Source organism: Micromonospora sp. WMMA1998 (assembly GCF_027497375.1).
Lineage (GTDB): Bacteria > Actinomycetota > Actinomycetes > Mycobacteriales > Micromonosporaceae > Micromonospora > Micromonospora sediminicola.
On the sequence record NZ_CP114911.1, the window covers coordinates 4,377,275 to 4,398,743 of the forward strand.

At 70.1% G+C, this 21,469-nt stretch carries 27 protein-coding genes; 18 read left to right on the plus strand and 9 right to left on the minus strand.

Features of this window, described 5'->3' with window-relative positions:
• Nucleotides 1-180 precede the first annotated feature (180 nt).
• Nucleotides 181-777 (minus strand): TetR/AcrR family transcriptional regulator, encoded by a 597-nt coding sequence (locus tag O7600_RS20015; RefSeq protein ID WP_281589525.1) that lies wholly within the window; start codon nt 775-777, stop codon nt 181-183.
• Between the two features lie 206 nt (nt 778-983).
• On the opposite strand from O7600_RS20015, the gene O7600_RS20020 reads away from it, so the two are divergent.
• Complete coding sequence (locus O7600_RS20020; protein WP_281589527.1) at nt 984-1,736, plus strand: SDR family oxidoreductase; 753 nt, start codon at nt 984-986, stop codon at nt 1,734-1,736.
• 177 nt (nt 1,737-1,913) lie between these two features.
• Here the strand turns inward: O7600_RS20020 and O7600_RS20025 are convergent, their stop codons facing one another.
• On the minus strand, nt 1,914-2,087 hold the full coding sequence (locus tag O7600_RS20025) for a hypothetical protein (protein ID WP_167435514.1): 174 nt from the start codon (nt 2,085-2,087) through the stop codon (nt 1,914-1,916).
• Complete coding sequence (locus O7600_RS20030) at nt 2,084-2,302, minus strand: flavin reductase (RefSeq protein WP_069088171.1); 219 nt, start codon at nt 2,300-2,302, stop codon at nt 2,084-2,086. The genes O7600_RS20025 and O7600_RS20030 overlap by 4 nt, the downstream gene beginning before the upstream one ends.
• Before the next feature lie 369 nt (nt 2,303-2,671).
• Between O7600_RS20030 and O7600_RS20035 the strand changes: the two genes are divergently transcribed.
• Both O7600_RS20035 and O7600_RS20040 read left to right on the plus strand, forming a co-directional pair.
• The gene (locus O7600_RS20035) at nt 2,672-3,073 is read left to right on the plus strand and encodes a winged helix-turn-helix domain-containing protein (RefSeq protein ID WP_069088172.1); all 402 of its coding nucleotides are present in this window, start codon (nt 2,672-2,674) and stop codon (nt 3,071-3,073) included.
• A gap of 196 nt (nt 3,074-3,269) precedes the next feature.
• The gene (locus O7600_RS20040) at nt 3,270-3,464 is read left to right on the plus strand and encodes a hypothetical protein (RefSeq protein WP_281589534.1); all 195 of its coding nucleotides are present in this window, start codon (nt 3,270-3,272) and stop codon (nt 3,462-3,464) included.
• A 451-nt stretch (nt 3,465-3,915) separates the two neighbouring features.
• On the opposite strand, the gene O7600_RS20045 is transcribed toward O7600_RS20040, so the two are convergent.
• Nucleotides 3,916-4,344: a hypothetical protein gene (locus O7600_RS20045; protein ID WP_281589536.1), complete on the minus strand. Its 429-nt coding sequence runs from the start codon at nt 4,342-4,344 to the stop codon at nt 3,916-3,918.
• A 977-nt stretch (nt 4,345-5,321) separates the two neighbouring features.
• Between O7600_RS20045 and O7600_RS20050 the strand changes: the two genes are divergently transcribed.
• The 5 genes from O7600_RS20050 to O7600_RS20070 all read left to right on the plus strand — a co-directional run bounded on the left by O7600_RS20050 (nt 5,322) and on the right by O7600_RS20070 (nt 11,715).
• The gene (locus O7600_RS20050; protein WP_281589538.1) at nt 5,322-7,112 is read left to right on the plus strand and encodes an IS481 family transposase; all 1,791 of its coding nucleotides are present in this window, start codon (nt 5,322-5,324) and stop codon (nt 7,110-7,112) included.
• A gap of 86 nt (nt 7,113-7,198) precedes the next feature.
• A complete protein-coding gene (locus tag O7600_RS20055) occupies nt 7,199-7,663 on the plus strand; it encodes a hypothetical protein (RefSeq protein WP_099163003.1) in 465 nt (154 codons plus the stop codon).
• 1,078 nt (nt 7,664-8,741) lie between these two features.
• The gene (locus O7600_RS20060; RefSeq protein WP_281594212.1) at nt 8,742-10,301 is read left to right on the plus strand and encodes a replication initiator; all 1,560 of its coding nucleotides are present in this window, start codon (nt 8,742-8,744) and stop codon (nt 10,299-10,301) included.
• On the plus strand, nt 10,298-10,495 hold the full coding sequence (locus O7600_RS20065) for an excisionase family DNA-binding protein (RefSeq protein ID WP_281589540.1): 198 nt from the start codon (nt 10,298-10,300) through the stop codon (nt 10,493-10,495). Before O7600_RS20060 ends, O7600_RS20065 begins: the two co-directional genes overlap by 4 nt.
• Nucleotides 10,495-11,715 carry a tyrosine-type recombinase/integrase gene (locus O7600_RS20070; RefSeq protein WP_281589542.1) on the plus strand — a complete coding sequence of 407 codons (1,221 nt, stop codon included), beginning with the start codon at nt 10,495-10,497 and terminating at the stop codon, nt 11,713-11,715. Before O7600_RS20065 ends, O7600_RS20070 begins: the two co-directional genes overlap by 1 nt.
• Nucleotides 11,716-11,989: 274 nt before the next feature.
• On the opposite strand, the gene O7600_RS20075 is transcribed toward O7600_RS20070, so the two are convergent.
• Nucleotides 11,990-12,187 (minus strand): hypothetical protein, encoded by a 198-nt coding sequence (locus O7600_RS20075; protein ID WP_281589544.1) that lies wholly within the window; start codon nt 12,185-12,187, stop codon nt 11,990-11,992.
• Between the two features lie 168 nt (nt 12,188-12,355).
• Between O7600_RS20075 and O7600_RS20080 the strand changes: the two genes are divergently transcribed.
• The 9 genes from O7600_RS20080 to O7600_RS20120 all read left to right on the plus strand — a co-directional run bounded on the left by O7600_RS20080 (nt 12,356) and on the right by O7600_RS20120 (nt 17,104).
• A complete protein-coding gene (locus O7600_RS20080) occupies nt 12,356-12,937 on the plus strand; it encodes a hypothetical protein (protein ID WP_281589546.1) in 582 nt (193 codons plus the stop codon).
• A complete protein-coding gene (locus O7600_RS20085; RefSeq protein ID WP_281589548.1) occupies nt 12,937-13,101 on the plus strand; it encodes a hypothetical protein in 165 nt (54 codons plus the stop codon). Before O7600_RS20080 ends, O7600_RS20085 begins: the two co-directional genes overlap by 1 nt.
• Nucleotides 13,098-13,277, plus strand: a complete 180-nt coding sequence (locus O7600_RS20090; protein WP_281589550.1) for a hypothetical protein — start codon at nt 13,098-13,100, stop codon at nt 13,275-13,277. The genes O7600_RS20085 and O7600_RS20090 overlap by 4 nt, the downstream gene beginning before the upstream one ends.
• Complete coding sequence (locus O7600_RS20095; RefSeq protein ID WP_281589552.1) at nt 13,274-13,396, plus strand: hypothetical protein; 123 nt, start codon at nt 13,274-13,276, stop codon at nt 13,394-13,396. Before O7600_RS20090 ends, O7600_RS20095 begins: the two co-directional genes overlap by 4 nt.
• Complete coding sequence (locus tag O7600_RS20100; RefSeq protein ID WP_281589554.1) at nt 13,393-14,346, plus strand: hypothetical protein; 954 nt, start codon at nt 13,393-13,395, stop codon at nt 14,344-14,346. Before O7600_RS20095 ends, O7600_RS20100 begins: the two co-directional genes overlap by 4 nt.
• Nucleotides 14,343-14,492 (plus strand): hypothetical protein, encoded by a 150-nt coding sequence (locus O7600_RS20105; RefSeq protein WP_281589556.1) that lies wholly within the window; start codon nt 14,343-14,345, stop codon nt 14,490-14,492. The genes O7600_RS20100 and O7600_RS20105 overlap by 4 nt, the downstream gene beginning before the upstream one ends.
• Nucleotides 14,485-14,676, plus strand: a complete 192-nt coding sequence (locus tag O7600_RS20110; RefSeq protein WP_281589558.1) for a hypothetical protein — start codon at nt 14,485-14,487, stop codon at nt 14,674-14,676. Before O7600_RS20105 ends, O7600_RS20110 begins: the two co-directional genes overlap by 8 nt.
• A gap of 2 nt (nt 14,677-14,678) precedes the next feature.
• Nucleotides 14,679-16,736: an FtsK/SpoIIIE domain-containing protein gene (locus O7600_RS20115; RefSeq protein ID WP_281589560.1), complete on the plus strand. Its 2,058-nt coding sequence runs from the start codon at nt 14,679-14,681 to the stop codon at nt 16,734-16,736.
• 119 nt (nt 16,737-16,855) lie between these two features.
• Entirely contained in the window at nt 16,856-17,104 is a 249-nt protein-coding gene (locus O7600_RS20120) for a hypothetical protein (protein WP_281589562.1), read from the plus strand.
• Nucleotides 17,105-17,246: 142 nt separating this feature from the next.
• Here O7600_RS20120 and O7600_RS20125 read toward each other — a convergent pair whose 3' ends face one another.
• Nucleotides 17,247-17,426 (minus strand): hypothetical protein, encoded by a 180-nt coding sequence (locus O7600_RS20125; protein ID WP_281589564.1) that lies wholly within the window; start codon nt 17,424-17,426, stop codon nt 17,247-17,249.
• 55 nt (nt 17,427-17,481) lie between these two features.
• Between O7600_RS20125 and O7600_RS20130 the strand changes: the two genes are divergently transcribed.
• Nucleotides 17,482-17,904 carry a hypothetical protein gene (locus O7600_RS20130; RefSeq protein ID WP_281589566.1) on the plus strand — a complete coding sequence of 141 codons (423 nt, stop codon included), beginning with the start codon at nt 17,482-17,484 and terminating at the stop codon, nt 17,902-17,904.
• Nucleotides 17,905-17,969: 65 nt separating this feature from the next.
• Here the strand turns inward: O7600_RS20130 and O7600_RS20135 are convergent, their stop codons facing one another.
• From O7600_RS20135 to O7600_RS20145, 3 genes are all read right to left on the minus strand, one after another.
• A complete protein-coding gene (locus O7600_RS20135) occupies nt 17,970-20,066 on the minus strand; it encodes a hypothetical protein (RefSeq protein ID WP_281589568.1) in 2,097 nt (698 codons plus the stop codon).
• Nucleotides 20,067-20,506: 440 nt separating this feature from the next.
• Nucleotides 20,507-20,779, minus strand: a complete 273-nt coding sequence (locus tag O7600_RS20140; RefSeq protein ID WP_281589570.1) for a hypothetical protein — start codon at nt 20,777-20,779, stop codon at nt 20,507-20,509.
• Nucleotides 20,776-21,468, minus strand: coding sequence for a hypothetical protein (locus tag O7600_RS20145; protein WP_281589572.1), 693 nt, complete (start codon nt 21,466-21,468; stop codon nt 20,776-20,778). The genes O7600_RS20140 and O7600_RS20145 overlap by 4 nt, the downstream gene beginning before the upstream one ends.
• Nucleotide 21,469 lies beyond the last annotated feature (1 nt).

Below are 21,469 nucleotides of genomic sequence, written 5' to 3' on the forward strand. Positions count from 1 at the left end.
GACCGCAGCATGATCCGTACGCTCTTGATCCGCCATTCGCACCGCCCCGATCTCCGGCTCGACGAGCAACCCGGCGGATCTTACCGACGTGAACGTCTCGATACGACCCCGGCTGCTTCGTCCACAGTGGCCATCGTGCAGGCCGCGATCGCCCGACCCTTGTGGAATCCGGTCGCCGCGCTACGTGATGGGAGGTCGCAGTGCGTCCATGACGAGGTCGAGCAGGTGGCTGCTGCGGGTCTCGAAGTTCTCGTCCGGGCTGATGCGCCAGAGGAAGCCGACCAGCAACAGGAGGTCGTCGGCGGTCACGTCGGTGCGGACTTCGCCGGCCTGCTGGCAGGCGTGCAGCAACGTGTCCATGGCGTCGACGACCGGGTCGTACCCCTCGGCGGCGAGCTGTTCTCTGGTGGAGCTGTTCAGGGCGCCGGCCAGGCCGTGCTTGATCCTGCCGTAGCTGCCCAGTTCGTCCAGCCATCGCCGTAGCGCGGCGAGCGGAGGGTTGCCGGCGGCCAGCCGGGGCGCGGCGTCGATGAGGTCGTGAACGTCGCGACGGTGTACTGCCAGGACGAGCGCTTCGCGGTTGGGAAAGTTGCGGTACAGGGTGCCCTGGCCGATGCCGGCGAGCTTGGCTATCGACTGCATCGAGGCGTCGGGGTCCTGCTCCAGGGCGGTGCGCGCGGCGTCGAGAATTCGGGTCCTGTTGCGCTCGGCGTCGGTCCGCCGGCTCGGTCCCCTCTGCGCTCCGGGTTTCGACTTGTCGTCGGTGCCGCGATCCATGTCACTCCTGTTCGCTGGCGAAGTGGACAGGTGTCCGCTAACGTGGAGGCCATGCGGACACCTGTCCGCTTCGGTTCCATCCTAGCCACCGGCCGTCGCCCCCAGGAGTGATGGGGCTGCGGAAGTGCATCCGATTCGAGCCGCCGCGAGAGGAGACGCGACGTTTTCCGTGCGGCCCGGTACAGCAACCCGAGGAGAACAAAGCCATGACAGGCACAGACAAGACCGGTACCCGGAACAAGGTCATCGCCATCACCGGCGCCAGCAGCGGAATCGGCCGCGCCGCCGCGCTGGCCCTCGCCGCCGGCGGGGCGACGGTCGTCCTCGGCGCCCGGCGGAGCGACCGCGTCGAGCGGCTCGCCGGTGAGATCCGTGAACGCGGCGGCCGTGCCGTCGCCCTGGCGACCGACGTGCGGCGGCGCGACGACCTCATCCGCATGGTCGACACGGCGGTCACCGAATTCGGCCAGCTGGACGTTCTGGTCAACAACGCCGGCATCGGCCCGATCTCCCCGCTGGACGACCTGCGCGTCGACGAGTGGGACGACATGATCGACGTCAACCTGCGCGGTGTACTGCACGGCATCGCCGCTGCGCTGCCGGTCTTCCGCCGCCAGGGGTTCGGACACCTGGTGACGGTGGCGTCCACCGCCGCGTACCGCACCGTCCCCGGGCAGGCGGTGTACGCCGCGACGAAGACGGCCGTGCGTACGGTCTGCGAAGGGCTACGGCAGGAGGTCGGCGACACGGTACGCGTCACCGTCGTCTCACCGGGCTTCGTACACACCGACTTCGTCAACGCGGTCGCCGACCCCGACGCACGCGCCACGCTGTTGGCCAGCCGCGACGCCATGGCGCTGGATCCCGCAGCGATCGCGGACGCCGTCGCGTACGCGGTCACCCAGCCGGACCAGGTCGACATCAACGAGATCGTGGTACGGCCCACCGCACAGCGGTGACGGCAAAACTCAGCGCAAGAGTCAACTGTGGGCCGCCAGGGACTCGAACCCTGAACCTATGGATTGCCGGCGAACTGGCTGGGTCGGGCGCGGTGCGAGGTCATCGGGTCTGTTGGCGCGCTTCTCGGCTTGGTTCGGCTGGCACGGTTGCTGTACTTCGCTGCTGTACTGCTGGCATCAGATAAGCCGCTGGATGCGGACCTTGGGGCGCTCGTTCCTGAGGTGGCCTTGCTTGTGCTGGCGGACCTGCTCCTCCCAGACCTCCTGGTCGTAGTCCAGGTCTGGCGGGGTCCACCGGTGGGAGCCGTCGCTGTAGTGGAACTTCTCGTCCCCGGGCCGAAGGATGCTCATCGGGTCCAGCCGAGGAATCGGTGGTGCAGGTGGCCGGCGGGGACGTGGGCCAGGTCCTGGGCGGCGTCGACGAGTTGGGCGGCCAGGTAGAGAGCCATCGACACCGGGGCGCGGTCGTACTCCGCTCGCAGCTCGCGCCGCCGCGTCTGGCAGGGCCAGTCGGCACCGCAGCCGCCGCAGCTCCAAGCCGGTGTGACCGGGAGGTGAGTCGTCATCTCCGCAGCTCCTTCGCCGCCTGGTTCGTTGGTCGGGCGTCTTGCCGGTCGTCCTCAGAAGGCCAGTGGCCTCGATTGATCGGTATCCGATGCGTCGTATGACAGGGCAGCTCGCTTCCGCATCGGCAGACCCTCCGCCATCGCTCCCATGACCAGACCGGCCGGTGCCGCCTGGCCAGAGTGAGCGCGACGGCGATCAGGTACTCCTCGTACGAGACACGAGGCATCGGGCCTCCCTCGGCTCTCGACCAAGGTCGCGGGTGTTCCCGCAGACCGGCTCAGCGCAATGCCGCAGCTCGCATCACCGTAACGACGTAGGACTGTAGATACAATAAGATGTAGAGCTGTTGGACACGTAGCGTCACTTTCGTGATCGACCCGAGTGCGGATCGCGCCGTGTTCCGGCAGCTCGCAGACCTCCTGCGAGACCGGATCACCTCTGGCGACCTCGCGCCCGGGGCTTCACTTCCCAGCGAGCTGCGGTTGGCTCAGGAGTACGGGCTGAGCCGCACCAGCGTCCGACAAGCGGTAGCACTGCTCCGGTCGGAAGGGCTCGTAATCGTGGAACCGCCGCGAGGCACGTTCGTTCGCGCCGTCGAACCAACCGAGACGGTAACGCTCCTCAAGGGCGACACCGCCACTGCTCGGATGCCTACCCCTGTCGAGCGGCGCGAGCTGGAGATGGGCGAGGGCATCCCGGTCATCGTGATCTTCCGTGCCGACGGTTCCCGCGAGCTGTACGCCGCCGATCGCATCCGCGTCGGCCGGTAGCAGCGGCTGATGACCCCTCGCTTGTAAGTTCTGGGCGCTCCGTCTGGCAACGTCCGTCCGCGCCCGTGATCTCGGGCTACGATCCATGCCCGGTCGCTGCCGGCTGTCCTCAACTCGGGCCGTTGCTGTCGCCGCTGCTGTCGACAGCGGTTCATGGGAAGGCGCGACTCGCCCTTCGGAGCCTAGAGTGGGGTCCGTGTCGGGCCGGCGGGAACGCATGCGTCGGGAGCTGGGCAACTTCCTCAAGGAGTACGGCCGCAGCTCTCGATCTCGCAACGGGATGGATCCGAACGATCGTCAGTACAGCCGCAAACTGGAAGCCCAAATCAAGCGGCTGAGCCCTGACGACCTCGACCGCCTGATGCGGGACGACGAGGACGACGACCGGTAGCCACGGACCGGCAGCTGTAAAGGTGCCACGATCTCACCCCTGCCCCCGACCGGTGTCAGACGTTGAAGCGGAACTAAGACGGGGGCTCCCGTGACCTGCACCGACGTGCCCGACGCGCTGGCGGCACCCCGTGCCGACCTCACGTCATTGGTGGCTGTTTGCCGACGTTTCACGCTGTCTTGTGCCCCGTGTGTGCCCCAAGCCCGACGAACGGTGCTTCCTCCAACGACGGAACCCCGCCGCCGTTGTGGCACCGCCGATCGCACCCAACAGCGCCTCGTTCAGCGGTCCCGGCTGTTCCATGTAGCCCAGGGCGACCATCAGGCCAGCCCCTGCCGTCATGACGCCAGCGCTCAGCAGTGCGAGGTAGGGAAGATGCCCGCGCATCTCGCCAGTAGATCAGGCCAAACAATCCGGCGTACAGGTCGTCTCGTCCATGGTGCTGCGTCGATCAGCCTCCCCTACGGGGATAGAAGTTTTCGATCGCGGACTGAAGGCTCCAGCCCTTCGCCACGGCCCCGCGAATGTCCATCAGACGCCTTCCATAGACCTTGTGTGCGTTCTGAGGGCTGGTGACGAGCGCCTCGGCTAGAGCCGTCCACGGGATGCCTAGTTCCTCAGCTTGCCCAACCAACAGCAAGAGCTCCCGATCGAGCCGAAGACGGGTGGCAGACATGATCGAGATCGCGGCGACGTGATACTGCGCATAGGGGCTCAACCTGCTGATTGACTTCTCGAACCGGCTGGCGCTGTCCTGCCACAGCTTGACGCGCTCCTGGCACTCCTCTTTGGTCCATGCCCGCAACCTCTGGTCTATCCAGCTCACGCTGCCGCCGGACTGCCAGTCGTCGTCATGCGGGATCCCAAGCTCTCGGAACATTCATCAACCGTAGTTGAAGGCGCGGCTCCAAGACAGTCGCGAGCATGTATGTGAACGGCAGGCCGCTTGCATAAGCGAACGGCCCCGGTGGCCGCCGGAGCCGTTCCCTCGTCCTGCCCGCCTGTCATCAGCATGGGAGAACGTCACCATGAGGATACGCCCGCGCCCTGTCCGACGGCCATTAAGCCGCCAAGCTCAACCGGAAGATTCCGGGCCTGGGACACGGTGGAGTGTCTCGGTGAACCACTGGGGAGCCGTCATCGCACTTACCTTGCTGGTGTTGATTGGAGCCGTGATCTTCGCTCCCTCGCCGGAGCCGTTCGAACGCCTGAGCAGCATATTGGCCCGCATAATGCCGTAGCGCTAGCTCGTTGTAGGTCAAGAGCAAGTTGACACAGCCGGCCACTACAGCCACGCGACGAGGTCGTGGTGGGGATGCGGCGCGTGAACCCCGGGCAGGCCCCCGCCTGCCGGCAACGCCGGCCCGAGGGGTCGCAGAGGCTCCGGGGTCAAGGGCGGCCCGCAGGGCCGTCGCGCAGCGACGCGAAGCGCCCTTGAGGTCGGAGGGGCGGCCCCGCATCCTCCGCGCCGCATCCCCACCACGGCCGGCGGAGACCCGCCCTACGGCGCGGCGGTACCGACGGCCGCCGCGCCGGCCGGCTGCCGGCCCAGCAACATCAACCATTCTCGGCGCTGCCGTCTGCGGCGGCCCCGGGCTTCCCGCTCTCCGCGCCAGCCGCCGGGCGTGTTGCGTGGCCGGCGTGGAGCGACAGCGGAGCGGCGGACGCGCGCCCGGGGGGCGGCGCGTGCGGCCCGCTCAGGGCCGCCTTGATAGACGTACAGAAAGTCCTCCCACACAGGCCAGCGGCGGGCTGTCCTGCGCCGGTTGATGTTTGACACGGCGGCCTCGGTTGATGTTTGACACCTGGTCGGCCTGGTGCTCGTTGCGCCTGTAACTCAGGCGGGAGGAGCACCGGGTGGGACTCGCGGAGTTGAGCGTCATGGAGCAGCGGTTTCACGCCGTGATGGAGTGCCTGGGCGGCACGCCGAAGACAGAGGTCGCCGCCCGGTATGGGGTGTCGCGGCAGACGATCCACAACTGGCTCGCCCGCTATGCGGCCGAGGGCATCAAGGGCTTGGAGGACCGGTCTCACCGGCCGCATGTCTGCCCGCACCGGGTAGACCCCTCCACGGAGGCGCTGGTGTGTGAGCTGCGCCGGGATCATCCGCGGTGGGGTCCGCGTCGGCTGCGGTTCGAGGCCGGCCGTCGCGGTGTCACTCCTGCGCCGGCTCGGGCGACGGTGTATCGGATCCTTCGGCGGAACAACTTGGTGCCGGCCGTGCCGCGTAAGCGTCGGCGGGAGGACTATCGGCGGTGGGAACGTCCGGAGCCGATGGAGCTGTGGCAGATGGACATCGTCGGCGGGGTACTGCTCGCTGACGGCACGGAGGCGAAGGTCGTCACCGGCCTGGACGATCACTCCCGCTACTGCGTCATCGCCACCGTGGTTCGCCGGGCCACCGGCCGGGCCGTGTGCGCCGCGTTCGCCGCCGCTCTGACCCGGTTCGGGACGCCGGGTGAGGTGCTGACCGACAACGGCAAGCAGTTCACCGGCCGGTTCACCAAGCCCCGCCCGGGTGAGGTGCTGTTCGAGCGGATCTGCAGGGAGAACGGCATCGTGGCTCGAAATACGAGACCCCGCACCCCGACGACCACCGGCAAGGTTGAGCGGTTCCACCAGAGCCTGCAAGGTGAGTGCTTGGACGGGCGGGTGTTCGCCACCGTGGAGGAAGCCCAGGCTGCGGTGGACGCGTTCGCCGCGGAATACAATTACGACCGGCCCCACCAGGGCATCGACGACGCCTTCCCTGCCGACCGGTTCCACCGACCGACTGCGGGACAGAGCCAGACGGCGGCAGACGTCCTGCCGCTGCGCCTGCCGGGTGGGCTGCTGCCCATCGCAGCACCGGCCCCCAGGAAGCCACTCCCTGTCGAGGTCGACACCGCTTCGGTGACCGTGTCCACCGGCCGGCCGCAGCCGGTGCAGCTCGTCCGGGTCGTTCCGCCGTCGGGAAACCTGACCGTCGCCCAACAGCAGGTGTGGCTGGGCCCCGTCCTCGCCGGCACCCCGGTCATGATCTGGGTCGACACCGACCGGCTGCACGTGTTGACCGCCGACGGCGCCCGGATCAAGTCCAGCCCGTCCCGGCTGTCCCAACGTGACCTTGCCCGCCTCCTGGCCGACGGCGGCGTCCCCGCCGGACCACCGCCATTGCCGCAGACCGAGCCGCAGACCACCGCTGTCGAGGTCGACCGGGTCGTCAACGCCTGCGGCGGGATCAGCATCGCCGGCCGGCAGATCAGCGTCGGCATGCCGCTTGCCGGTCAACGGATCCGCATCCGCGTCGACGGGGTCCTCCTGCACGTCATCGATGACGCCGGGCAGCTGCGTCGCACCCTGCGCTGCCCACTGCCGCCCACCGCGCTTGGCCGCATCCGCGATGCCCGACCCGCTTCCCCCATCCCACCACCGGCCACCGCCCCGACCGTTCAGCGGATCGTGTCCATAAACGGCAGCATCCAGGTCGCCGGACAGAAGATCCAAGTCGGGAAAGTCCACGCCCGCAAGCTCGTCACCGTCGCCCTCGACGAGCACACCGTCACCGTCTACGACGCCGACACCCCGATCACAGCCGTGCCCCGCCGCAGCACCACCGACCTGAACCGAACCAAGGCCAAACACCAGATAACTACCTCCCGGCGCTGACCTCGACACGACACCTAGTCTCGTCATCGGCACCATGCCCGCCGGCGCGTCCGTCGGCACCATACTGAGGAAACGGGAAAGAGCGCGTGGAGAACACCCTGGACGTCAATGGCCTGGTGCTGCCCACCTTGCTGACCGAACTGCTCAACGGTGGCCGCTGGCGACATCCAGGTGACGACGTCCTTCGTGATCTCATGCCCTGGTTCGAATCTCCGCTGGACTTCCTCACCAGCTCCGAACAGATACGCGGCGAGAGCAGATCGCTCACCCTGTTTGCCGACGACCCACCCTCCTCGCACCTGTTCCGGGAAGCACGGGGCAGCATCTCCACCGCGGGCGTCGAACTGCCCTGGCTCGACGCAGAACAGGCAGTCCTCATCGCGGTCAACCGCATCCCCGGCGATGACGTCGCGATGGCCCTCGACTACCGCACCGACCCCGCCGACCCCCGGGTCGTCGCCAGCGACTTCTGGACCGACCCGAAGCAATGCTCCTGGCGGACCGTCACCCCGACCTTCTCCCAACTCGTAGAGATCCTCCGGCTCGTCTAACACGACACCCAGAGCAGTCGGCCAGGCACACCACCGCCACGCCATACCATCGACGTCAGCACCAGATCACCAGTATTCGATCTAGACCTGACGTCAAGCGTCCTGCGACGCCGTTCCGTCAACCATCATGCGAGACCAGGCAAGGCCAGCGGCGGGCTCCTGCGTCGCTTGATGGGTCGCATGTCAGCGCGTAGAAAGCCGGTGGTTCGGTAACGGGCGATCGGGCTACGGTTCGCGTATGAGCATCCTGCCCGGCGCGACGAGACAGTCGTTTGCGGGTGGCGATCTTCGGCATCGCACCCTGGACGGGCACTCCTTCAAGTTCTGCGATTTTCGGGGCGTCGACCTTCGGGGCGCCTCTCTTCGAGGTGCTCACTTCGCTGGCTGCGATCTGCGGGATGCCGACCTGCGCGATGCGGATCTTTCTTTCGCGCAGTTCACCTACGGGAGAACGCACGATCCGGAGTACGGGCGCACAGACGTAACCGGGGCCCGGTGGGACGGGGCCATCCTCCGAGGCGTAATCACGGAGCGCGTCCTCGGGTGGCCGGATGGCCTCCCGGGCTCCGGCATTACTTCGGGTTGACGTGTCGGTACCCGGTGCTACTCTGACGTTCGTCGAGCACGTTAGCGCGGCCTTTCTGCCGGATCGCTGAACTCGACTCTGGAGATGCCGAGCGGCCTTCGTGCCGCTGATGCGGGCCATGTCCCGCCGGCTCTTGATCGCACCGGCCGCTGTGCCGGTTCCCCGAATCCGCTGAGCGGCCCAGCACGGCTTTCGCCTGCCGTCCACGATGGCCCGGATTCGCACGTCTCCACGGGTGGGGGCAGCCTGCGGCAGCCCGCCGGATGCCGACATCCCAGGCTCCCCACCCGTGCCGGCCCACATTCACAGGTTCACGAGCGCGAAAGGACATGACCCATCGGCGGGAAGTGGCATCACCACGATTCCGCCCTCCGGCGTCAGCCGCCCTCTCGGCGGTGCCAGGAGACACGACGAACACCACCAGCGGACAGGCGTCCACGGCTGGTGGTGCTTCGTCTCCCGTCCCTGCCACCCCCGCACGAGGAGACCGCCATCTTCACCACCTACCGCCCCGGCCTCGCCGCCGGTCGTGACGCCCAGGTCCTGCACCGCGCCGCTACGCCGGAGTTCTCCGGCTGGCTGGAGCACACCCGCCCCGCCGGCGGCTGCTCCCGCCCGATCCGCCTCACCGGCACCATCACCGCCGTCGACCGCGACACCGGCCGAGTCCTGAGCGAGCAGCACACCGACGAGCTGCCCGATCGGACGCTCTACAAGGCGTGCGGCAACCGCCGCGAATCGGTCTGCCGGGACTGCGCCTGGGTCTACCAGGGCGACGCCTACCAAGTCGTCTGTCGCGGCCTGACCGGCGGCAAGGGCGTCCCCGCCTCGGTCGGCCGACACCCGGTCGTCTTCGCCACCTTCACCGCCCCGTCCTTCGGCCCGGTCCACCACCGCCACGTCCCCCGCCACACCTGCCGCAACCGGCATCGCTGCGACTGCCGACCCGCTCCCTGCCTCGCCCGTAGGGCCGCCGGCACCTGCCGGCATGGGCAGCCCTCGGCGTGCTTCGCCCGCCACGACGCCAACGATCCGCGGCTGGGCCAGCCGTTGTGCCTCGACTGCTACGACCACGCCCACCAGGTCGTCTGGAACCACTTCTCCGGCGAGCTGTGGCGACGCACCAAGCAAGCCATCGACCGCCACGTCGCCGCGCGCTGCCGTCAACGCGGCATCCCGAAGGTCGGCATCGTCACCGCCTCCGGCAAGGTCCGCTGGGTGCCGCCCGTGCGGGTGTCCCACGGCAAGGTCGCCGAAATGCAGCGCCGGGGAGCCGTGCACTTCCACGCCCTGCTGCGCCTCGACGGCGTCGACCCCAACGCCCCAGGCGCGCTCGTGCCGCCTCCCGCCGGCATCACCATCGACGACCTGGAGGCCGCCGTTCACGCCGCCTCCCGGCAGATCACCGTCACCACACCCCCGCACCCCGACCGGCCGCAAGGCTGGCTGATCGCCTGGGGCGAGCAGGTCGACGTCCGACGCATCAACAGCAGCGACGGTGAGCTGACCGACGGCAAGGTCGCCGCCTACCTCGCCAAGTACGCCACCAAGGCCACCGAAGCCACCGGACACAGCTCCACCCGACTCACCCCCTCCGCGGTTGACGACTACGCCGACCCCGGAGGCGACCACGTCGCCCGCCTCATCGACGCCTGCTGGCACCTCGGCCGCCCCACCCACACCGACACGACCGGCGGCGCCGCAACCGCCGACGACCGTCAAGGCATCCTTGACGCCAAACCCAACGTCTACGCCGGGCTGCGCCGCTGGGCACACATGCTCGGCTACGGCGGCCACTTCCTCACCAAAGCCCGCCGCTACTCCGTCACCTTCGGCCAACTCCGCGAGACCCGCGCTACCTACCGCCGCACCGAAGACGACGAACCCGACGACACCCTCACCGTCGGCACCCTCACCTACATCGGCTCCGGCTGGCTTTCCGAGGGAGACGCCCTGCTCGCCAACACCGCCGCCCGCCAGCGGCGCGAGAGCAGACGCATCGGCCGAGAAGAACTCGCCCACGAAACCTGGGTAACCGGAGCCGCCGCATGACCCACGACCTCCGCCCCCGCTGGTACTCGCCCGCCGAGGTCGCCGTGCTGCTCGGCTTCGGCATCTCCAAGGTCAAGATGAAGATCGCCGCCGGCGAACTGCGCTCCATCAAGGACGGCAAGTACCGCCGCATCCTCCCCGAATGGGTCGACGACTACATCCGCGAACAGGTCGAGCGGCAGGAGGCCGCCTGATGCCTGGACGCGCAAGGGCCAACGGCGAAGGCTCGATCTTCCCCTACCGGAACGGGTTTGCCGCGTACGTCTGGGTCGAGAAGCCGGACGGCAAGCGGGGCCGGAAGTGGGTCTACGGCAAGACCCGCGACGCCGTCCACGATAAGTGGATCAAGCTGCACGGGCAGGCTAAGGCTGGCCCGGTGGCGACCCGCTCTCCGACCGTGGGGGAGTATGCCGGCTACTGGCTGCGCGAGATCGTCAAGCCGAACCTCGCCCCGGGCAGCTACGTCACCTACGAGGTGGTGGTCCGGCTCTACCTCGTCCCTGGGCTGGGCCGGAAGCGCCTCGACAAGCTCCGGGTCAGTGACGTACAGACCTGGATCAACGAGGTCGGACGGACCTGCCAGTGCTGCGCTCAGGGCAAGGACGAGCGGCGCAAGCCCACCCAGCGTCGCTGCTGCGCCCTCGGCCGCTGCTGCCAGAATCTGCCCTCGGCAACCAGCGTCACCCACCTGCGGACCGTGTTCCGGACGCTGCTGTCCCAGGCGATCACCGAAGGGCTGATCACCCGCAACGTCGCATCCTTGGTGAAGCTGCCACCGGTACGGAAGCGCAAGCGGAAGGCGTGGACGAGCGACGAGGCGCGGCGCTTCCTGGAGTCGGCCCGCGCCGACGACGACCCGCTCTACGCCGCGTACGTCCTGGTCCTGGTGCTCGGTCTGCGCAAGGGCGAGATGCTGGGGCTCACCTGGGCGGACGTCGACCTCGACGCGGGGGAGTTGACCATCGATCGGCAGCTCCAGCGGGTCGGTGCCGAACTGCTGCACCGGGAGACGAAGACCGCCGCCTCGGACGCCACCCTGCCACTGCCGGACATCTGCACCGTGGCCCTCAGCCGTCGCCGTGTCGCGCAGGCCGCTGCCCGGGATGCGGCCGGCCCCGCCTGGCAGCCGTCGGACCTCATCTTGACCACCCGCTACGGCCGGCCGGTCGAGCCACGCAACTTCAACCGCTTCTGGGACCGTCGCTGCGACACAGCCGGCGTCCGGCGGATCACCGTCAGGGACGCCCGGCGGACCTGCGCCTCGCTCCTGGCCGACCTGGACGTCCACCCCCGGGTGGCAATGCAGATCCTTCGGCACGCCCAGTTCGCCATCACCATGGAGATCTACACGGTGGTCTCCTCGGCGGCCACCCGCGACGCCCTCAAGCGGCTCGGCAGCGCACTGGACCGGTGAAGTGGCTACTGCTGTACTTCGCTGCTGTACCGGCCCCGATCACGGCAACAGCGGCCCAACAAAGGGCCGCTGAGCTGGAGCGGAGTGGGCCGCCAGGGACTCGAACCCTGAACCTATGGATTAAAAGTGAGCAGGGACCCGTGTCGCCCGGTGACGGACGATGACGGGTCCCTGCGTTTCTCCTGCTGAGCCGCAATGCGGCGTGTCGGATCATGACGCCGCTGTCGTGACCATCTCGGCGGGTCCGTGGCCAGTCTGTGACCACCTGGCGCAGCTACTCGCCGACCGCCGCCGGCGCCACGTCGGGCCGCTTCGGCAGCTTCGCGCCGGGAAGCCGCAGGTACCAGCGCATGAACTCGCGGATGAGCGAGGACCGATCCGCGCCCTGGCTCTTGGCCGCTACGCCGAACCGCTCCCATTCGCCCAGGTCCACCCGGACGGGTCGCGTCGGCGTGCCTCTTGTGGGTGCCACGTCATCTCCTCGGTCATCGAAGTTGACCAGAGATTATCCCCTTGCGGTGTAGCTACACAAGCGGCTACGGTGTAGCTACACCCGGACGACAAGTCCAGACAAGAAAGCGGCCCCCGGCAGCGTTCGCAGCGCTAACCGGAGGCCTTGATCGGGAGGAGTCCCCGACCCATGAGCATCATCGCATCCGCGCCCGTCCCCGCGTCGTCGCGTCTCGTCGACGCCGACACCACCGACCTGGCCGCGACCCGCAAGGCGGACAACGCCGGCCGCTTCCCGACCAACCAGCCGTACGCCGGCCGCGCCGCCGGCGACCTGGAGCTGGTCGAGCTGGCCCGGCTGCGCAACCCGGCCGCCGTGCAGCGGCTCGCCGAGGCGATCCGCGAGCGTGAGGCCGGGTTGCGCCCGCCCGCCTGCCCCGTCTGGTGCAGCCAGGACCACCGCGGGCAGGTCACCGAGGAGGACGGGTTCACCATCGGCCTGGTCCACGAGCTGAACCTGGCCGAGATCACCGCGCTGGACCCGCAGCACTTCCGCCCGCACCCGGCGACGGTCAGCGTCTACATCGAGTCGTCCAGCGAGGCCGGGGAGCCCACCGACCCCGCCCGCATCGTGATGACCGTGGCCGAGGGCGCCGAGGGCCAGTACCACGGCTCGCTGGACACGGGCGGGTGGACCGGCACGCCGGAGCAGGCCGAGCAGCTCGCCCACGCGCTGCTCGCCGCCGCTCGCATCGTCAAGGCCGACCGCTGATGGCCGCCCGGATCAACCGCCTGGTCGTGCGCACCGTGATGGTGTGCACGGCCCTGGCCGGGCTCGCGTTCATGCAGAACCACCACGACAACCCGTGCACCGGCGACCAGGTGGGCGCCGGCGGCATGTGCGTCTCGACGAGCTGGGCGGGCGGTGCGCGATGAACGACACCGCCGCCCTGGCCCTGACCGCCGTGCTGCTCGGCGGCCCGGCCGTGATGCTCGCGCCGTTCCTGCTCGCCCGGCGCAGCAGCGAGAGCCACGCCGACACCACCGCCGCCGAGATCCGCGCCCAGCAGCGCCGGCAGGCCGCCGGCCGCGAGAAGGAGCTGACCCGATGACCCTCTGGACCTGCAAGGCGTGCGGCCTGGTCATCGTCCCCGACGACGCCACCGCCGAGGCGCTGAAGAAGGCCATGACCGAGCACATCCAGACCTGCGCCAAGGAGAAGACCCGATGACCGCACGTACGAAGGCCCTGAGCGCCGTACAGACCGGCGTCCTGTGGGGCCTGCCGATCGCCCTGACCACGCTCGCGGTCGCATGGACCCTCGTGGCCGTTGGCGGCCTGCTCGCCACGCAGGCACCCGAGTGGGTCGCCTACAGCGCGGGAGCCCTGTTCGACCTGGTGTGGGTGTCCGCGATGCTCCACGAGCGGGCGCACCGCCGATCCGCTTCGGTGTCCCGCACGCCCACCCTGCTGGGCTGGCTGCTGCTGGCCGTGTCCGTCGCCGCGGTGCTCGTGCACGGGCTGGCCGCCACCACCGTGCCCATCGCGGTCATCGGTGCGGTGATCCCCGTGCTCGGCAAGCTGACCCTGCAGATGGCCCTGTCGACGGCCGGCGTGCGGATCACCCCCGACGCGCAGCGCAAGGTCGACATGGTCCGCTCCCGCGGGCGGGACGCCATCGCCGTGGCGCGGGCCATCGACGAGGTGAAGGCGGTCAGCGAGCAGGTCGGGGCGGAGCACACCGCCCGGGACTACCGCAGCCGGGTCCGGGCGCACGCCGAGGTCGACGACGCCCGCCGCTCCTACGAGGCGGCGCTGCGGGACCGTGCCGAAGAGGCCGGGACCGTGCCGGGCGGTGAGCTGCCGTCGTTCGGGCTGATCTCCGACGACGACATCCGGGCGCTGCTCGACTCGATGACCGCCCCGGCTATCGCCGCAGGTGGCACGCCCGGCGGCGCGGGCGCGGAAGGTTACGGCACGCCCGACGACAAGGCGCTGCAACTGCTGGCCGTCGAGGTGTACACCGCCGCCGAGGTCGACGAGAACCCGCCGAGCCTGCGGGAGTTCCGCCGGCGGATGCGGGAGGCGCTGACCGCGCGCCGGTGGAAGGCGTCGACCGCGCTGGTCGACCAGCTGTACCGGCACGAGAAGGCCCTCCGCACCGGACCGGACGCCCGATGAGCATCGTCGCCGCTGTCCTCGCCGCCGTGTCCGTGGCGGCCAACCTGACCGGGCACACCACCACCGCCATCCTCGCCGGGCTCGGCGCGGGCGCGGCCGGTGTCGCCTTCCACGTCCGCCGCCGGCGGCAGGCCAACCGTGGCTGACAACGACTGCACGCTGTGCCCCGAGCTGCTGGCGCGGCTCGGGGCCGCGGCCGGCGGACTCAACGCCCTGGCCGCGCTCATCGAGTCCGAGATGGTCGAGCCGACGATGCCGTGGCGCGACCTGCTGCCCCAGCTGGCCACCCAAGCCCGCAACCTCGCCGACCAGGCGCAAGGGAGGTACTGACCATGACCAGCATCCCGTTTGACGACGAGTACGACGCCGAGGCGTACGACCTCGAGGCCCTGCCCGCTGGCGGGCCGGTGGACCCGCCGGACCGTCGGGTCACGTTCGCCGACGTGGTGGGGCGCAGCGACCAGCGGCGCCCGATCGTGCCGGCGTCGCTGCGGTCCCCGGACCAGCGGTCGGCGCTGGCCCGCTGGGCGGCCGGGTACGGGCTGCACACCGCCGCCTATCACCTCACCCGCTCCCCGAAGTACCTGGGCAAGGTGCTCATGTACGCGCCGCGCGGCGCGTGGCGGGGCAGCTCGGCCGCCCTGTTCTGGACCCTCGGCGGGCGGGAGACGTTCCAGCTGCAGAACAGCGCCGCCAACCGGGACGACCCGCACACGTGGCAGTCGCTGGAGCGTGGCCGGGCCAAGCGGGCATCCGGCCGGCTGTGGGCCGCCGGCGCCGTGCTGGTGCTGCTCGCCGCCGCCGTCATCACCGCCGCGGTGGCCGGGATGCCGCCGGTCGGCTGGTGGGCGGCCGTCGTCGGCCTGGTCCTGGTCGCCGCGCACTACGGGCGGCCCGCCGACCGGCCGATTCTCGACCGAGTGACCCCGGGCCGGGCGTACCGCAAGCTCACCGCCGAGACGGTGCGGGCGGCGCTGCTGGCCACCGGCTACGGCAAGGAGCCCAGCGACTACCAGTTCCCCCGGGAGATCGTCCGCGACGGCCCCGGCTACTCGGCGCTGGTCAACCTGCCCGCCGGTGTCACCGCCGGACTCATCACTCAGAAGCGGGAGCAGGTCGCCGGCTCGCCGGCGCTGCGCCTGCCACTGGATCAGGTGTGGATGAAGCCAGGCGCGCACACCGGGCAGGTGGAGCTGTGGGTGGCCGACCAGCCGCTGTCGCAGACGCCGCAGCCGACGTGGCCGCTGCTCAAGGCCGGTCGGGCGGACATCTTCAAGCCGCTGCCGTTCGGCACCGACGAGCGGAACAACCCGCTGGCCGGTCTGGTCATGTTCGTCTCCCTGCTCATCGGTGCGATTCCGCGCATGGGCAAGACGTTCGTGCTGCGGCTGCTGCTGCTCGGCGTCGCCCTGGACCCCCGCGTCGAAGTGTGGGCGGCCGACCTGAAGGGCACCGGCGACCTGCGGATGTTCGAGCGGATCGCCCGCCGGTACTTCGTCGGTGACGACGACGACGAGGTTGACGCGCTGCTGGCCAGCCTGCGGGAGTTGGTCGTCGAGATGCGGCGCCGCGCGAAGGTGCTGCGCAGCCTGCCGGCCGATGTGTGCCCGGAGTCGAAGGTGACGCCGGAGCTGGCGGCGAACAAGTCGCTGGGTCTGCACCCGATCGTCGTGGGCATCGACGAGTGCCAGGTGATGTTCACCCACCCGAAGCACGGCAAGGAGTTCGACGCGATCTGCACCGACCTGGCCAAGCGTGGGCCGGCGTTGGGCATCATCCTGATGCTTGCCACGCAGCGGCCCGACGCGGCGAGCCTGCCCACCGGCATCTCCGGCAACGCGGGTGCCCGTCTGTGCCTGAAGGTGATGGGCCAGCAGGAGAACGACATGGTGTTGGGCCAGTCGATGTTCAAGAACGGGTTCCGGGCTACGCAGTTCGCGCTCACCGACAAGGGTCTGGCCATGGCGGTCGGGTTCTTCGACGCCCCGACGATCGTCCGCACGTACTACGTGGACGCGCCCACCGCCGAGCGGATCGTCGACCGGGCGATCGAGCTGCGCGGCGCCGCCGGCACGCTGCCCGACCAGCACGACGAGCGGCCGAAGGTGAAGGCGTACAACCTGCTCGCCGACGTCCGGGCGGTGTGGGTGTCGGGCGAGGCGGCGCTGTGGTCGGAACTGCTCGTGCCCCGCCTGGCCGAGCTGCGACCCGACGTGTACGGGCAGTGGGACGTGAAGACGTTCGGCGCGGCGATGAAGGCCGCCGGCGTCCCCACCGTGTCGATCCACCGCAAGCTCGACGGCGGCAAGGGTGCCACGAAGTACGGCGTGAAGTTCGACGTCCTCACCGCGGCGCTGCCCGCCGACAGCCGCCAGGCGATCGAGGACTGATAGCGCGGGGTGCGCTATCCGATAGCGCGAGGGCTAGCGCACCCCACCGCCTGTGACCTGCGGGATAGCCGATAGCGCGGCGGCCCGCCCGACCCCCGGAAACCACCCCAGGAGGCACCGTGAGAGCGTCCCTGACCGCAATCGCTATCCTCGCCGCCCTCGCCCTCGGCTACGCCGTGTCGTGCGCCGTGAGGCCCTACCGCGACTGCTGGCTGTGCGACGGCCGCGGCCACCACCGCAGCAAGCGCAAGCGGAAGCTGTCCCGCCCGTGCCGCTGGTGCTCGGCCACCGGCAAGCGCCTCCGGTACGGCCGCAGGCTGTGGAACCGCGCCCGCCGGGTGCACCGCAACGCCGGGGTGGCCCGATGAACCGGCACCGCCGCACCGTCGCCCTGGCGCTCGTCGCCCTGGTCGTCGCCGCCACGTTCGGCGCCGCCCTCGCCGACGCGCTCGCCGGGTAGACCGAAGACACCGAACGGCCCGCCAGGATCGCCCTGGCGGGCCGTTCTCGTCACTCCTGGCCCGGGCGGTCGTCGTCTTGCCGGCGCTCCGACTCGCGCAGCACGAACATCGCCCGCTGGTGCCGCCGGCGTAGCTCGGCCAGCGGTGACCGTGACGACACCACCATCACCAGCGCGGCCAGCAGCCACAGCAGGCACGGCACGCCGATCAGAAGCGCCAGCACATCCACGCCGCCGACAGTAGCGCCGCGGGCCCTGGTTGATCGATGGCGATACGTTGCCGGGATGACCCGAGCACGTATCGCCGCCCCGATGGCCGCCGCCGCCCTGCTGCTCAGCCTCGCCGGATGCTCTGCCGAGGACCAGCCCACCACCGCCTCGCCGGCGACCAGCTCGGCCGCCGCCCCGGCCACGTCCGCGTCGACCGCATCAGCCGCCATCAGCGATGAGGCAACCATCCGCCAGGTGTGCAACGAACTCGTCGCCCTCGGGAACGACTTCAACTTCGACCCGGCTGCCAACCTCGCCGCCGCCCGGAGGGCCGAGCTGATCGCCGATCCGGCGTTCTCCCGGGCCGGCCGGGAACTGGTGAAGGTGGCCAGCGCGGCAGCGGCGGCCCCAGGACCCGACACGAACCTCGGCATCAGCCAGACCCGCCGCGCCTTCCTCGACGTGTGCGGCGACAACTACGGCGACGGCCCTTGGTGAAACCGACCTGACACGCCGAACGGCCCGCCAGGGCGATCCTGGCGGGCCGTTCGTGCGTCCGGGGGTCAGCGGGGGCGGCCCACCCGGGCCAGCGCGTCCTGGCGGCGCTGCAACCCCTCCAGCTCGTGCACCGTGAAGTTCGCCTGCAACGGCTGCACCGTGATCCGGTTGTCGTACGTCACCGGCCCGCCGCCGGCACCACCACCGGCCGGCACCACCTGCTGGCCGTACCAGCGGGCGGCGTGCTCCAGGATCCCCAGCGACCGCTCCCGGTTGCCGTACCGCGGGATGAACGCCTCACCACCGGTCGCCGGCTCGGCGTAGGCGTAGCGCGCCGGCGCGACCGGCGACGCCACGTGCGCCTCCCGCAGCCGACCCCACTGGGCGTGCTCGACGATGCCACCCCACCGGCGGCCACCGATGCCGTCTCCGATACCCACGTTGCGGCCTTCAGACCGAGTCGTGATCTCGTTGTTGACAACCGTGATGACTACCCGCTTCGACTTGATCGCCGCGATCCGGGCATTGATCGCGTTGATGGTGGGCGTGGCCTTGTCCGTGGCCTTGATGTCCGTGTTCCAGTTCTTCGGAATCGACAGCACGCTGTCCACGTACGCCCACGCCGCGCCCTCGGACAGGCCGTACTGGCGGGCCTGCTTGTACAGCGCGTTCCGACCCTCGTCGATCTTCGCGTTGGCCTTGTCCACGCTGCCGGTCTGGTCGTAGATGGCCTGCGCCGACGTCTTCGCCGTCGAGGCGATCTTGTCGAGTGCCGCGCTGTACTCGCGGCCTCGCTCGGTGCCCAGGTTGATCGACTTGACCTTCTTGTCGAACGTGTCCCGCGCCTCGTCGATCGCGGCCTGGAACTCCCGCTCCGCCTCGTTCGCGTTCAGCTGTATTCCGTTGAGGATCTGCAACACGTCGACCAGTTCGAGCGCCTTACCCGCGGCCGTGGCCGCCGCGCCGCCCACGCCTCCGATCGCGTCGGAGAGATCGGTCGACGACCCGCTGGCGGTGTCCTGCGCCATGGTCGTCAGTGCGATGGCCCTGGGCAGGTCGCCGGTCAGCACCGCGCCGACGATCTCCGACGCCTGGTACAGCCGGGCCATGTTCTCCAGCGTGTCGAAGACGATCCCCACACCGCCGTTCATCACGGTGAACAGCACCTGCAACGCCCGCGCGCCCTCGTCGGCGTACGGCGCCAGATCCGACAGGCCCTCACCGACTGCGCTGCCGAGATCCCGGATGCCGTCAGCGACCACCTCGACGACCGGGCCGGCCGCGTCCATGGCGGCGATCAGCCCGGGCATCGCGTTGTCCGCCGCGTCGAACAGGCCGTCGACCAGCGGATCGACGTACCGGGACGCCGAGGTGAACAGCCGCTCGAAATCGTCCTCCATCCCCAGCGTCCGGCCCCGGATGGTGTCGATCGCGCCGAGCGTCACCGGCACGAACGACGACGAGGCGCGGCCCAGCATCGCCGACAGATCCTCGCCCAGCTCCGCGCCCGCGGCCTGCACCGCCGGGTCCTTCGCCGCGAGCTTCAGCCCGCCGATCACACCGCCGATGCCGACACCGCCGACGATCGCCCCGGCGGCCGCGGTGCCGAGCAGCGTGGCCACACCGGCGACCAGCGGCGCCCCGATCGCCAGCGCAGCCGGGTTCATGCCCGCCATGGGCGCCCGCGCGAGCAGCGGACCGAGCCGCTGCGAGAACGACACTGACACCCTGCCCGCCAGCTCCGCGCCCATGTCGGACGCCGAGTCGACGTCAATGAGCTTCCGCAGGCTCGTCTGCGTACGCAGGGCCCGTCGCTCCACGTTCAACTTCTTGTTCAGGTCCGCGCGCTCGGCCGCATCCGACGTTGCGGCGATCTCCCGCGCCAGATCACGGATGGTCCGCGCCGTGTCGTCGATCTGCCGGTCCAGCCGGGCGGCGTCCGCCCGCAGGCGGTCGAGCCCCCTGCCGGTGTCAGTCGCCGAATCGCCGAGGTCGTCGAACGACTCGGTGGCCTTCCCCGCCGCCGCGGCGGTGTCCCGGGCCGAGCCCTTGACGTCGCCGAGCGCGTCGTCGAGCCCCTCCGCGGCAGCCTCGGCCCGCTTCATGCCCCGCACGAACGGGGCCTCGTCCACCGCCAGGCCCACCTTCACTGTTCTTGCCACTGCCCACCCCCACTCAGTCACCGACAGCGCGGCAACGCCGGTCACTTTCCGCTACACAACCCGTGTCACACTCCGTGACGATTCACACCGATTGCATAGGAATTGCATAGTTATGCGGACCCCGGCACCCCCCAGGCCGGGGGGAGAGATTCGCGACTGCCCCGGTGGTCCTCTGACCTGCCGCTGGATTTTTTGGCACCCCACCTATGCAGGCCGGCTGCATAGTCATGCATCGCACGCCTATCACCCTGCGTGACCGCACCCGACGGCGCTCACTCAGAGTGGCGCTCGCTGGATTGGGTCGCGGGGCGGGCCGGGCGGCGCAGGCCGTGTCGCCGGCGGGGAAAGGAGAGTCCGCCTCTTCGACCTTCGATCCCGATGCGACCCGATCCGTGCTGGTCACTCGGGTGACGTTGACGCCCATCGGCCCACCCCTTCCGCTAGTCCCGCGCCGGGACCAGGCGACCCGTGGCCCGGTAGGGCAGGCCGGGCCGGTGGCCGTTGTCGGGTCGGCTCAGCTCGTCAACATCGACGAGCTGGTTGCAGCCGTCGCAGTGGACACGGCCGGCGGTGTCGATCAGCACGTTGCGTCCCCACAGACGGGCGACGCGCAGCACGACCAGGCGGTGCTGCCCGGTGTCGTCATCGAGGACGGGCGCCCGCTCGTGGCGGTCGCTGGCGCTCGCGGGCGGCGGCCAGGTGGTGACGCTCACCGGATGCGGTTGCCGCGCCGGAACGCGACGGCGGGCCGGTCTGGGCCGTAGCGAACGGCCGGGTCACGGCGGGCGGCGCGGGCCTCGTCGCCCTGCGCCCAGCCGAGCGCGGCCAGGACTTCCTCGGCGGTGAGGGCGGCACCGAGCCAGTTGCGGAACCGCTGCTCGTACTCGTGGTTGCCGCGGTGACCGCCGAGGTCCATTGCGGCCATGGCCGCACCCTCGCCGCCGCCGTACTCGTCCATCACCTTGTACGCGGCGGCGGCGGTCGTCGCCTCGGCGATCGGGTGTCGCGCCTGCCACGGGGCGTTGAGCAGGGCTTGCGGGTCGATGCCGGCGGCGGTGAAGGCGGGCAGGTCGCCGGTGGGGAACAGGGTCGGCGCCGGAGCGTTGGCCAGGGCGCGGGCGACGAGCTGCGGGTTGCTGGCGCGGGCCTCGTCGAGCAGCGGGTTGCGGGCGTATGCCGTGGCGTTGGCGGCGAGCACCGCTGCCGAGGGCCGCCGTACCTGGTTGTTGAGCTGCTGAAGTCGGGGCAGGTCGACCGGGGTCAGCGAGGCGAGGGTCTGCTCGACGGCCGGGTCGGCGGCGAGCCGGTCACGCCACGCCTGGGTGCTGGCGTCGCCGATCCTGCCGGTGTCGTGCGCCCACGCGATGACGTCCTCACCGGGGCGTCGCGGTCGGTCGGTCATG